Annotated in this window: 10 protein-coding genes; 2 read left to right on the plus strand and 8 right to left on the minus strand. The window is 46.5% G+C overall.

From position 1 onward, the window contains the following. Nucleotides 1-26: 26 nt before the first annotated feature. Nucleotides 27-2,402: an OmpA family protein gene (locus G8O23_RS06550; protein ID WP_166362995.1), complete on the plus strand. Its 2,376-nt coding sequence runs from the start codon at nucleotides 27-29 to the stop codon at nucleotides 2,400-2,402. 87 nt (nucleotides 2,403-2,489) lie between these two features. Next, a complete protein-coding gene (trhA, locus tag G8O23_RS06555; protein WP_166362997.1) occupies nucleotides 2,490-3,125 on the plus strand; it encodes a PAQR family membrane homeostasis protein TrhA in 636 nt (211 codons plus the stop codon). Here the strand turns inward: trhA and G8O23_RS06560 are convergent, their stop codons facing one another. The 8 genes from G8O23_RS06560 to murD all read right to left on the minus strand — a co-directional run bounded on the left by G8O23_RS06560 (nucleotide 3,126) and on the right by murD (nucleotide 12,361). Further along, nucleotides 3,126-3,578, minus strand: coding sequence for a GatB/YqeY domain-containing protein (locus G8O23_RS06560; RefSeq protein WP_166362999.1), 453 nt, complete (start codon nucleotides 3,576-3,578; stop codon nucleotides 3,126-3,128). A gap of 35 nt (nucleotides 3,579-3,613) precedes the next feature. Continuing rightward, entirely contained in the window at nucleotides 3,614-5,092 is a 1,479-nt protein-coding gene (gene ftsZ / locus G8O23_RS06565) for a cell division protein FtsZ (protein ID WP_166363001.1), read from the minus strand. A 56-nt stretch (nucleotides 5,093-5,148) separates the two neighbouring features. After that, on the minus strand, nucleotides 5,149-6,459 hold the full coding sequence (gene ftsA / locus G8O23_RS06570; protein ID WP_166363003.1) for a cell division protein FtsA: 1,311 nt from the start codon (nucleotides 6,457-6,459) through the stop codon (nucleotides 5,149-5,151). Between the two features lie 4 nt (nucleotides 6,460-6,463). Continuing rightward, nucleotides 6,464-7,270, minus strand: a complete 807-nt coding sequence (locus G8O23_RS06575) for a cell division protein FtsQ/DivIB (protein ID WP_166363005.1) — start codon at nucleotides 7,268-7,270, stop codon at nucleotides 6,464-6,466. A gap of 1 nt (nucleotide 7,271) precedes the next feature. Then, complete coding sequence (gene murC / locus G8O23_RS06580; protein ID WP_166363007.1) at nucleotides 7,272-8,663, minus strand: UDP-N-acetylmuramate--L-alanine ligase; 1,392 nt, start codon at nucleotides 8,661-8,663, stop codon at nucleotides 7,272-7,274. Between the two features lie 68 nt (nucleotides 8,664-8,731). Next, a complete protein-coding gene (gene murG, locus G8O23_RS06585; protein ID WP_166363009.1) occupies nucleotides 8,732-9,859 on the minus strand; it encodes an undecaprenyldiphospho-muramoylpentapeptide beta-N-acetylglucosaminyltransferase in 1,128 nt (375 codons plus the stop codon). Further along, entirely contained in the window at nucleotides 9,828-10,994 is a 1,167-nt protein-coding gene (locus G8O23_RS06590; RefSeq protein WP_166363011.1) for an FtsW/RodA/SpoVE family cell cycle protein, read from the minus strand. Before G8O23_RS06590 ends, murG begins: the two co-directional genes overlap by 32 nt. A 14-nt stretch (nucleotides 10,995-11,008) precedes the next feature. Next, on the minus strand, nucleotides 11,009-12,361 hold the full coding sequence (gene murD / locus G8O23_RS06595) for a UDP-N-acetylmuramoyl-L-alanine--D-glutamate ligase (RefSeq protein WP_166363013.1): 1,353 nt from the start codon (nucleotides 12,359-12,361) through the stop codon (nucleotides 11,009-11,011).

Below are 12,361 nucleotides of genomic sequence, written 5' to 3' on the forward strand. Positions count from 1 at the left end.
GAATTCAAATATGATTATTCGTTGCCATGAATAGAATATTTTTAAAAACCATTTCGGCGATTGTCCTGCTAGCCTCATTGAGCTTGGTTCAAGCACAAACATCGTTTGAGCCTGAGAATCTTGGAAAGAATATCAATAGCGAGTATTCCGAGATTAATCCCGTGTTGTCATGGGATGGGCAAACGCTTTTCTTTAGCAGGGTTAACCACCCCGAGAATAGGTACGGAGTAAGCGGAAGCCAGGATATCTGGTTCTCGCGGATGCAAGACGATGGCACTTGGGGCAAAGCGTCTCGGCTGCCAAACAAGGTCAATGTTGGTCAGTACAACGCTATACTCTCGGCCCTCGACGATGGCAAGTCGTACCTTATACTTGGCCGATTCAATAGGTCGGGCAAGCAATGGATCACGCGTGGATTTTCAATTATTGAGCAGATCGGTGAGAACGAGTGGAGCACCCCAAAGAAAATTAAGGTGAAAGCCTTTACCCGATTGAACAAGGGGAGAACCGTGTCGGCCTATATGACCCCCGATGGAGAGTTGCTTTTCATCACCTTCTCAACCTATCCCAATAGCCGAAGGCTTTCGATGTACGTATCGCATAGGAAGAAGGATAACGTATACTCTCGACCTAAATCGGTGAGTGGTGGTGCAAACAACGCCATGGATCCTCGCACCATCGAGTCGCCTTACCTAAGCAACGATAAGAACAGAATTTATTTCTCGGCCGATTATACGGCAGGTCGTGGGAACAACAATATTTACTATGCCGACCGGGTGGATAATGAGTTTAGGCGTTGGAGCACTCCAGCAGCAGTTACCGATACAATTAATACATCGAACTGGGAGGCATATTTTAAGATGAATGCCAACGAGAGCTGGGCATACTACAGCTCCATTACCAATTCCTTTGGCAAGTCGGATATATTTAGAGTTAAAATTTTCGAAGAGCGCCCGTTCCTTAAGGTGTCGGGTTTAGTGCTTAATCAGGCCGATCAAACCCTCATGATGTCCGATAAGGATTATAATGTTTTAATTAACGGCGAAGAGTTTGATGGTTTAAATCTCGATCGTGGCTCTGCATCGTATGAGATGTTGCTCCCATTGGGGCAGGCCTATTCAATTCAGCCTGTAATGGAGGGGTGGAATGGAATATCGGCCAGTATGGATCTAACCGATGTTAGGGAGTACTCCGAGACGAAGCTTAATCTTTACTTCTCGTCCATACCGTTTGTTCAGGTTAAGGGTAAAATTGTTGATTCGCATACCCAGGAGGTCATCTCAACTAGCCACAATCCCAAGGTGCTAATCAATGGCTTGCCATCCGACTCCATAGTATTCGATCAGTTCTCAAGCTCATTCCAGGCCCTTTTGCCCCTTGGCGAGGCCTATACCTTTAAGGCCGATGTTAAAAACTTCTCCTCATCGGCTGTAGTGGTTGACGTAACCGAGGAGCTATCGTTTGTTGAGCATGAAGTTACCCTGCTTGTAACTCCTCATCCTTGGGTTGAACTGCGTGGTAAAGTGTTAGATAACAACTCGCTAACACCTATTACCTACGAGGCCGATCCAAAGATTATAATTAATGGCCAGGTTGTCGATACCGTTTCTATTGATCCGGTTACCGGCGATTACACACTACGCCTGCCCTATGGTACGAACTATGTGGTTGGGGTGCAGGCCAAGGATTATAGAGTTATCGAAAACCCTATCGACCTTACATCGTACACTAGATTTGCCTCCATTCCACAGAACTTATATGCCGAGAGGCTTGATGCCAACATGGTGACCCTAAGCGGAAAAATTATCAACACCAAAACGGGCAAACAGCTCGAGGCTGGATATCATGTTAAGTTCAGGGTTAATGGAGTGGAAACGCCAGCCTTTGTGTACGATGAGGCTAACGCCAGCTATACACTCAGATTGCCCATTGGATATAACTACGACCTAACGCCCAGCGTAATGAATTTTTACAACCGATTCGAACCTGTTGATCTTACCAGCGCAGCTCCAATGACCAAGATTACTCGTAATTTCTATGTTACGCCAATTGAGGTGGGGCAGTCGGTTGATATTGAGAATATCTACTTCGAAACGGGTAGGGCAAGCCTTAAGCCCGAATCGTTCAGGTCGCTTAGCGCCCTAATCGAATTCCTGAATGAGTATCCAAATGTTAGGGTTGAGATTGGAGGGCACACCGATAATGTAGGCTCTGCAGAGGTCAATCAGCGTATTTCGGAAGAGAGGGCAAGGTCTGTTGCCGATTATGTTCGAAATAATGGAGTATCGCCCGACAGGGTTGTATCTAAAGGATATGGTTTTACCAAACCCAAGGCCAGCAACAGAACTGCCGATGGGCGGGCCCAGAACCGAAGGGTGGGCTTTACCATTGTGGGAATTTAATTTTTATCTATAGCATAAGCTTTAGGAGGGGAGTGCTGTAAAGTGCACCCTCCTAATTTTTTGCAACTCAATTCAGATTAAGCGAGTATGAAATCGAGTAAACTAAAAAGGCACGAAGAAATTTTTAATAGTACATCGCATGCTGTTGGTGTGCTAATAGCCATTGCATGCACTGCAATTGTGGTTGTTCGTGCTGCAATGTATGGCGATGCATGGCACATAGTTAGCTATAGCATATTTGGTGCAGGAATGATTACCCTTTATACCGCTTCTACTCTTTTTCATAGCGAGAAGAACGTTAGGCGGAAGTACCACCTTAACACCTTCGACCACTCCTCCATTTACATTCTTATAGCAGCAACCTACACCCCGTTTACCCTGGTGGCCATCAGGGGACCGCTTGGTTGGGTGTTGTTTGGTATTATATGGGGTTTGGCAATAGCCGGGGTGGTGTTTAAGGTTTGGTTCTACAGCCACAGGTGGCGAAACGTATCGGCCTTCCTGTATGGTGCAATGGGGTGGATGTTTATTATGGCCATTGGGCCTATAGTGCGCAATTTGCCCACCATTTCACTGGTGTTTCTGCTGGTGGGGTGCGTAACCTATTCGCTGGGAATATTCTTTTATATTAGGCGCGACATTCCGTTTGGGCATGGCATTTTCCACCTATTTGTGCTTGGCGGGAGTATATGCCATTTCTTTTCCCTAGTGTTTATGGTTTAGCTATTTAGCAAGCAGCTCCTTTACCTTGCTAGCTATCGATTTCCCTTCGGCTTTTCCGGCGAGAGCCTTGGTGGCAATACCCATAACTTTTCCCATGTCTTGTGGCCCATTTGCCCCCACCGATTGAATAATTGCCTTTACTTCAGCAGTCAGCTCCTCGTCGGACAGCATGCTGGGGAGGAACTCTTCTATCACAGCGGCTTCGGCCAGCTCCTTTTCGGCCAGCTCGGGTCTGTTTTGCTGCTGGTATATTTCTGCCGAGTCGTTACGCTGCTTTGCCTGCTTTTGCAGCAGTTTAAGCTCTGCTTCTTGGGTAAGCATGTCAGTCCCTCCTTTTTCGGTTTTGGCAAGCATAATAGCGCTTTTTATCGACCTTAATGCTTCTAGCCTTACTTTGTCCTTGGCAACCATTGCTGCCTTTATTTCTTGGCTTATGCGTTCTTCGAGTGTCATGTCAACTGTTTTTTTTATAGGTACTGAGTTGTCTGCTAATCTACGTTATCGTGAAGATAAGCGTTGTCGTTTCTCAGAAAGATATCGCCATCCTCCTGATTCAGCGTGTAACGCGAAACATTTGGCTTTTTCGATAGCGTTGAGTCGTCAAGCTTAATGTTTTTGCGTTTGTATGCGGGTATCTTCTCCATCTGATCAAAACTGTCCTTCGTTGGGAGGGGGGTAGGTTCCGAGCGCATCACCTGTCCTTTAACCGCAGGCTTTGCCTCGGTAGATTTAGGGGTAACGGTGGAAACCTGAAAGTCGAGCTCATCGTCAGCGCTTGGCTCTGACTCCAAGTTGTAGAGTTTGTCGTCTTGTGTAAGATCGAATTCAATAACCCTTTGGTACTTGTCGGTCTTTGGCTTTTCCTTTTTGGGTGGGGCAGCAGGCTTCTCTTTTATCTCGAATAGGGGTTGCTTAACCTCCCTGTTGGTTGATACCTCCCCGTCGAGAGGAATAACATCTACCTTCTTTTTGCGGGCGTAAAGCTCGGGGATACTGTTGGTGCCAAACCCTGTTGCAATGATGGTTACGTTTAGGTTCTCTTCAAGCCTGTCATCGGTTCCGTTACCCCAAATTAGGTCGGCATCTTCACCGGCAGCAGACTGAATGTAGTCAGTTATCTGACCCACCTCGTCCATGGTTATTTCATGCACACCAGAGGTGATGTTTAGCAAGATATTTCGAGCGCCCGAGATATCGTTGTTGTTTAGTAGGGGTGAGGATAGGGCCTCTTCTACCGCCTTTATAGCTCTATTCTCGCCCGATGCCATAGCCGACCCCATGATGGCCACACCGCTGTTGGTCATTACGGTTTCTACATCGGCAAAGTCCACGTTTATATAGCCATGCACAGTTATGATTTCGGCAATACCCTTGGCCGCAATGGCCAGCACATCATCGGCCCGTGAGAAAGCCTCTGATATTCTAAGGTCGCCATAAATTTCCCTAATCTTCTCGTTGTTAATAACCAGAAGTGAGTCTACATGCTTTTCCAACTCCTCAATGCCCTCCATTGCTTGAGCAATGCGACGTTTTCCCTCGTTACGGAATGGGATGGTTACAATGGCCACGGTGAGTAGCCCTAGCTCCTTGGCTGCTTTCGCAATTATTGGAGCCGCTCCAGTTCCCGTTCCTCCGCCCATACCGGCCGTAACGAACACCATCTTGGTACCATCGGACAGAACATCAATTACATCCTGGATGTTCTCAATGGCAGCTTGCTTGCCTATCTCGGGCTTATTGCCCGCCCCGCGTCCTTCGGTAAGCGAGGACCCGAGCTGGATTTTGTTCTGCACTGGGCTGTTCTCGAGGGCTTGTCCATCGGTATTGCAAACCACAAAATCAACATCCTTAATTCCCAGCTCAAACATATGGTTTACGGCATTGCTCCCGCCTCCACCCACACCAATTACCTTGATAATTGATTTTTTGTAGGTTGGCAAATCGAATGGTATTAGCTCTTCACTCATGGCAATGTGTTTTGTCGTTGTTCTTATCTTATAAAACTCTTTTGCATTGAAATGGTTTACATCACGGAATCGTTCTCCTCGAAAATCTCGGTGAACTTACGCTTAAACCGATCGAGCAGGTTGTTCCTTTTAATATCCTTTGGAGCAATTTCGGCCTGCTCTTCTTCTATCCCCTTGGCCTTGTTCTCCTTATCCATTTTTTTGCAGGTTTCGAGCTGCTCAAAGCCCTTAAGCACCAGCCCAATGGATGTTGAGTAGGTGGGTGAGTTTATCTCCTCGTCGGCATCGGAGGTTAAGTGCTCGTTGGGATAGCCAATCCGAACATCGAAACCGGTTTTAAACTTCACCAGCTGCGACAGATGCCTTAGCAGTGCACCACCACCGGTAAGCACTATGCCTGCGCTTAGCTTATCGGCGTAGCCAGAATTTTCTATCTCAAAAGCAACGTAGTCGATAATCTCCTCCATACGGCTTTGGATGATGTATGCCAAGCTTTTAAAGGATATCTCCTTGGGCTCCCTGCCGCTAATGCCGGGGATGGTTACAATTTTGTCCTCGGGGGCAATGTCGCCAAGGGCTGAGCCAAACTGCACTTTTAGCTGCTCTGCCTGACGGAGCAGGATGGAGCACCCCTCCTTGATGTCGTTGGTAATAACGTTGCCACCAAATGGAATAACGGCGGTATGCCTAATTATGCCATCGAAGTAAACGGCCACATCGGTGGTGCCACCTCCTACGTCAACCAGCACAACCCCCGCCTCTTTCTCGTCCTCGGTGAGCACTGCCTCTGCAGAGGCGATGGGCTCAAGGATTAGCTCGTTTACAACCAAGTCGACACGGTTTACGCACTTCTCAATGTTTTTGGCTGAGGCCGTTTGTCCTATTACGATATGGAAATTGGCCTCGAGCCGTTTGCCCGACATGCCGATGGGGTTCTTTATCCCGCCCTCGTTGTCGACAATAAAGCTTTGGGGCAATACATGTAGTATCTCCTCGCCAATATCGGTTGGTAGCTTGTACATATCCTCAATCAGGTCGTTCACATTTTCGAGTGTAATAATTTCGTCGGCAGCGGTTAGGTTAATACTGCCTCTGTTTTTTACGCTACGGATATGCTGACCGGCAATACCCACGTACACATCGTTGAAGATGATGCCAGATTTCATCTGCACATCCTCAACAGTACGCTGGATTGAAGCCACGGTCTCCTCGATGTTGAGCACCATTCCTCGCTTTATGCCCGTTGACTGCGCCTTGCTGTGCGATACTACCTGAAGTTTACCGTTGGGGCTTTTTTTACCAATTATTGTAACCACCTTGGTTGTGCCAAGGTCAATTGCTGCTACATACTCGTTTTGTTGTGCCATAATATTATCGTTTTGAACATACTATTTGATTCTTATACTTTAGGTTAATTTCCTTGTACTTATTCCATCCCTCCTCGGGCAGTGCCCTTTCGTAAAAGAGTTTTAGCTTGGCCAGCTTGGTTTGGTAATCGTCAAGTGAACCCATGATTACTGTGTGAGGGCCAACTCTTGGGATAAGCTCAATGTGGCTAGGGTTGTCAACATAAACTTGGGTAATTTGTGCTCTCCAAAAGGGGTCGCTATTTACATACCTGGCAAAATCGAAAAGTTGACAAATAAGCGGTGTTTCGGTTGGTCTTTTTCCGCTAGCCCATTTCATGATTTGAATATTCGGCTCTATTTTAAAGGGTTCCGAAATGTTTCCGTTTACCACCAGCACATGCGATGTGAATTTGTTGGATAAGGGCAGAGTCCTTCCCTCCACATCGATGTAGTAGCTTTGGCCTTGGCGGTTAATTATTCGTACTATAGGTTTCCTCTGCTCAATATCAATAGATATACTTCCATTTATGGTTTTGTACACCTCCGCTGTCTTAACTGCCTGCATGGCGCCAAGCCTTTGCTCAATTTCGTGCGTGTTAATCATCGACAGGGGAATGCCTATGAGGTTGGAGTGTTCCCGCTCAATTGTTTTTAGCACGTCGGCTTTGGTAACAAAAGCATTGGTAAGGCTGTCGGCAATGTTAATGTTAATGGTTGAGCATGTAACCATACTCGATCTGCTTTTGGCAAACGATAGGGCAACTATTAGGTATATGCCTACTAGCAGCCACTTGGTGAAATTCCACAGTACAATTTTCCATCTCTTCATACTACTTCCCCTCCCTTTCCTTTAGTAGTTTCACAATCTTGGGAACCTCCCTGTCGATACTGCCTGCTCCCATAGATATTAATACATCAATTTCGGAACTTTTTAGATGGTTTTGGAGTTGGCTTAGGCTTACGAGATGTTTATTGCTTATGCTGATATTTTTGTAGATTATTTCCGATGTAACCCCCTCGATGGGTAGTTCACGTGCAGGGTATATGTCGAGCAGAATAACCTCATCGAGTTTGCTTAGGCTTTGTGCAAACTCAGCGGCAAAGTCTCGTGTTCGGGAGTAAAGATGTGGCTGAAATATCCCAGTAATATGCCTGTTGGGAAACATTTCCCTAACCGACCCTATGGCAGCATTTAGCTCCTCGGGGTGATGTGCGTAATCATCAATATATATGGAGTTTCCTTTGAACTGCAGGTCGAATCTACGAGCTATCCCTTTAAATGTTTTAAACCCCTGCCTTAGCTCGCTTGTTTTAATGCCCCAGACAAGTGCTGCCGCTGCTGCTGCAATGGCGTTCTCCACGTTGTATCTTCCTAGCACGCCCAGCTCAATATTCTTAATAATCTCGAAAGGGGTTTGCAGGTCGAATTGGTAGTGGCCATTGGTTCCCTGGATGTTGCACGCACAAAAATCGGCTTCTTCGCTAACCGAGTATGTGTAAACGTTTATGCTTTTGTTACCCTTAGCAATATCCTCAAGACCCTTCTTAACAATAAGCACTCCGCTTGGAGTAATGTTGGTGCAAAAATCGGCAAAGGCTTTTTTTACCTCATCGTGGCTGTTGTATATATCTAAATGGTCGGGGTCGATGGATGTGATAATGGCAAGCTGCGGGTTGAGGCTTAAAAAACTTCTGTCGAACTCATCGGCCTCAACCACCATACGCTTTGCGCCAGTATCGGCTAGTACTATGTTGCTATTAAAGTTTCTCGATATTCCCCCCAGAAACGCGTTGCAACCCTGTGGGGTTTGTACCATTAGGTGAGCCAGTAGGGTTGAGGTGCTGGTTTTTCCGTGTGTTCCGGCAATGGCAGCTGTGCTGTAGCCGTTGGTAATCATACCCAGCGCTACGGCTCTTTTCTTGAGCGTGTAGCCGTTGTAGCTGAAATACCTTAGCTGGCTATGGGTGCTTGGCACCGCGGGGGTGTAAACTACCAGCGTATCGTCGGGCGTGTTGATATATTCACTGGGAATATTCGTAATGCTATCCTCGAAATTGACAACAATGCCCTCCTTGTTCAGGGCCTCAATTAGGGGCGATGGAGTGCTGTCGTAACCAGCAACAGTAAGACCACAGTTTCTGAAGTAGCGTGCAAGGGCGCTCATACCAATGCCGCCAATGCCTATAAAGTAAACGCGCCTTATGTTGTCAAACTGGTTCATTCTGTATACAAAGTTTTGTTACAATTTCGATATCTGCAAACGGTTATAAATAAAGTTATTATAAAGATTTAAACACCTTGTTGTCTCCTGCCTGCCACCTCTATCACCTTGCTTGCAATGTCGTTAGCAGCATTGGGAAGCGCCATTTCTTTTATGTTGATGCTTAGGGTTTTTAGTCTTTGTTCATCGTTAATAATTTCCAGTGCCGTTGTGGCAAGTGCTTCTGGAGCAACACTGTCTTTAACAAGAATGGCCGCATTGCGGGTTGCCAATGCCTGAGCATTCATGGTTTGATGATCCTCAGCCACATTTGGCGAAGGAACCAAAATGGATGGCTTGCCCACCATGCAAAGCTCGGAGATGGTGCATGCACCTGCCCTCGATATTACCAAATCGGCAATGGAGTAGGCCAAATCCATACGGTTGATAAAATCAAATACCTTTATGTTTTCTGTATTCTTATCGTTAAGCTTCTGCTTGATGTCGTTAATGTAGAACTTGCCGGTTTGCCAAATTAGCGTAACCCCTTTTGCCTCAATAAACTTGTCGATATCACCCAGGATGCTGTGGTTAATTGATCGTGCCCCAAGGCTTCCGCCAACAACCAGCACTACCTTATTGCCTTTTGGTACATCGAAAAAGTTATGCGCTTCATCGGTTTTAGGTATTATCTTCTCAAGGCCCTGACGAATGGGGTTGCCAGTAAGTATTATTTTACTTGCTGGGAAATACTTTTCCATCCCCTCGTAGGCCACGCAAATGGCTTTAGCCTTTTTGGCCAGCAGCTTGTTGGTTACCCCGGCAAACGAGTTTTGCTCTTGAATTAGGGTTGGGATTCCTAGCTGTTGGGCAATTCTTAAAACAGGGCCACTGGCATAACCACCCACGCCAACCACAACATCGGGGTTGAAACTTTTTACCACCCCTTTTGCTTTCTGCAAGCTACGTAGCAGTTTGAAGGGGAAGGACAGGTTTCTAAGCGTTAGCTTACGGTGGAAACCTACAACGGGCAACCCAACAATGTCATAACCCGCTGCAGGCACTTTCTCCATTTCCATTTTGCCTTCGGCACCAACAAATAGGATTTCAACCTCGGGGTAAATTTCCCCAAGCGCATTGGCTATGGATACGGCAGGAAAGATGTGCCCACCAGTACCTCCTCCGCTAATAATCGCCTTTAGGTGCTTCTTCTCCATCGAATAGTTCCTCCTTGTTTTGACTACGGCTAATGCTAAGCAAAATGCCAAACGATGCGCTGGTAAAAAGTACGGATGTACCACCCATACTTACCAGAGGTAATGGCTGCCCAGTTACAGGTATTAGGTTTACAGCAACTGCCATATTGATCATGGCCTGAAATACTAGAATCAACGTTAGCCCCATGGCTAAAAACGCTGGGAAAGTTCGCCTTGCCTTCTTCACAATTATTCCTGCCCTGTATAGTAGGATAAGGTACAACATTAGCATCACAATTCCGCCCACTAAACCATACTCCTCAATAATAATAGCGTAAATAAAATCGGAGTAGGGGTGAGGTAGCAGGTTGCGCTGGGTGCTGTTGCCTGGCCCTTTGCCAACAAGCCCACCGGTAGCTATTGCAATTTTCGATTGTGTTGCTTGGTACTTATCGCCTCCCCCCTCCGACGAGTAGTTCTCAATTCGGTTCTTCCAAGTTTCAACACGGCTTACGGTGTTGGTCTTTAGTGCAACAAATATGAATAGCCCAATAACAAGCACGCCGAGCCCCGTGAACCCAAGCAGGTGTTTAAGGTTTACCCTGCCTATAAAAAGCATTAACCAGCAGGATGCCCCGAGCATAGCCGCTGTTGAAAAGTTTGCTGGTAGTATAAGCAGGCAAACCACAACTACTGGTATTGCTATGGGGAAGAAAGTTTTTTTGATATCATCAAGATTGTTTTGCCTTAACGATAGCATCCGTGCAACATACATGATAAGCGCAAGTTTGGCAAAGTCCGATGTTTGAATGGTAACCCCTAGGCCCGGAATTTCAAGCCATCGCGATGCTTGGTTAATGCTGGTTCCGAAAAGCAGGGTGATGAGCAGTAGGGGTATGGCAATGTATAGCAAGAGTGGTCCAAGTGGTGAGTACACCCTGTACGGTATGAGGTGAACAAGAAATATTACGGCCAGCCCAGCGCCCAAAAAGCTGAACTGCTTAATGAAGTAGTATGCCGTATTGCCTCCTTGGTATCGATATGCTAGCGAGCCCGTAGAGCTATAAACTGCCAGTAGCGATACGATGGATAGCAGTACAACTATCAACCATATCGTCCTGTCACCCTTAAAGTACCGTCTAAAAAAGTTCTCCATATCGATTTCTTAGTCTACAGGTTTTTAACTGCCTCTTTAAATTGTCTTCCCCTATCCTCGTAGTTTTCAAACAGGTCGAAGCTTGCGCAAGCAGGCGAGAGCAATACCACATCGCCCGGTACCGATAGTTTGTATGCTTGCAAAACCGCTTCGCTTGCCGAATTGGCGTTAACCATAACGGGAACCATCTCGCCAAAGGTTTGGTGCAGCTTGGTATTGTCGGCACCAAGGCACACAATGGCTTTTACCTTCTCTTTTACCAGCGCAAAAAGCTCCGAGTAGTCGTTGCCCTTGTCCTGGCCTCCGGCAATCCAAACCACTGGCGATTTCATACACTCCAGAGCATACCATGCTGAGTTCACGTTGGTGGCCTTGGAGTCGTTGATGTACTGCACACCCCTTACCTTGAAAACGGGCTCGAGTCTGTGTTCTACCCCTTCGAACGACCTTAGGCTTTCGCGGATGATATCCTTGCGTATATTTAGCACGTGGCCCGTTATGCCTGCGGCCATAGAGTTGTACACGTTGTGCCTACCTTTAAGGGAAAGCTCATCGATTGAAACGTCGAAATCGCTGTTCTGGTAGTTTATATGCATTAGCTGGTCGATTAGGTATGCCGTTTGATCCTCCGTTTTCTCCTGCGAAAAGGGAAGCATCTCTGCTTTCACCACAATCTCCTTAAGATGCTCGGTTGTAACATCATTGTCGGAACAAAAGATGAAACACTCATCTTCCGACAGGTTTTGAGTAATCCTAAATTTCGATTTCACATAGTTCTCCATCTTGTAGTCGTACCTATCTAGATGGTCGGGCGAGATGTTAAGCAGGATGGCGATGTCGGCCTTAAAGGAGTACATGCCATCGAGTTGGAAACTGCTAAGCTCAATTACGTAGTAATCGTAGTCTTGCTCGGCCACCTGTAGGGCAAAGCTTTGCCCCACGTTGCCCGCCAGCCCCACGTTTAAACCTGCCATTTTAAGCATATGGTAGATAAGGGTGGTGGTGGTGGTTTTTCCGTTACTACCTGTGATGCATATTTTTTTTGCATTGGTATACCTGCCTGCAAACTCAATCTCTGAAATTATTGGTATCCCTTTCTTTGCAATCTCCTGTACTATGGGTACGCGTTCGGGTATGCCAGGCGATTTAATTACCTCCTTAGCGTTGAGGATAATTTCCGTGGTATGATTTTCCTCTTCCCACGGTACCTTGTACTTGTTGAGTAACTCTTTATACCTAGGCTTAATCTTTCCCGAGTCGGAAAGAAACACCTCGAAACCTTGCTTTACGGCAAGTACTGCCGCTCCCACGCCGCTTTCGCCACCTCCCAGTACAACAATCCTTTTTTTTACATCGCCTTTTTGCAT

This window comes from Perlabentimonas gracilis (genome assembly GCF_011174675.1).
GTDB classification, from domain to species: Bacteria; Bacteroidota; Bacteroidia; order Bacteroidales; family Tenuifilaceae; genus Perlabentimonas; species Perlabentimonas gracilis.

Coding starts and splice junctions, on each gene's coding strand:
- G8O23_RS06550 (WP_166362995.1), top strand. CDS start 27: ATGAATAGAATATTTTTAAAAACCATTTCGGCGATTGTCCTGCTAGCC.
- trhA (WP_166362997.1), top strand. CDS start 2,490: ATGAAATCGAGTAAACTAAAAAGGCACGAAGAAATTTTTAATAGTACA.
- G8O23_RS06560 (WP_166362999.1), bottom strand. CDS start 3,578: ATGACACTCGAAGAACGCATAAGCCAAGAAATAAAGGCAGCAATGGTT.
- ftsZ (WP_166363001.1), bottom strand. CDS start 5,092: ATGAGTGAAGAGCTAATACCATTCGATTTGCCAACCTACAAAAAATCA.
- ftsA (WP_166363003.1), bottom strand. CDS start 6,459: ATGGCACAACAAAACGAGTATGTAGCAGCAATTGACCTTGGCACAACC.
- G8O23_RS06575 (WP_166363005.1), bottom strand. CDS start 7,270: ATGAAGAGATGGAAAATTGTACTGTGGAATTTCACCAAGTGGCTGCTA.
- murC (WP_166363007.1), bottom strand. CDS start 8,663: ATGAACCAGTTTGACAACATAAGGCGCGTTTACTTTATAGGCATTGGC.
- murG (WP_166363009.1), bottom strand. CDS start 9,859: ATGGAGAAGAAGCACCTAAAGGCGATTATTAGCGGAGGAGGTACTGGT.
- G8O23_RS06590 (WP_166363011.1), bottom strand. CDS start 10,994: ATGGAGAACTTTTTTAGACGGTACTTTAAGGGTGACAGGACGATATGG.
- murD (WP_166363013.1), bottom strand. CDS start 12,361: ATGCAAAAAGGCGATGTAAAAAAAAGGATTGTTGTACTGGGAGGTGGC.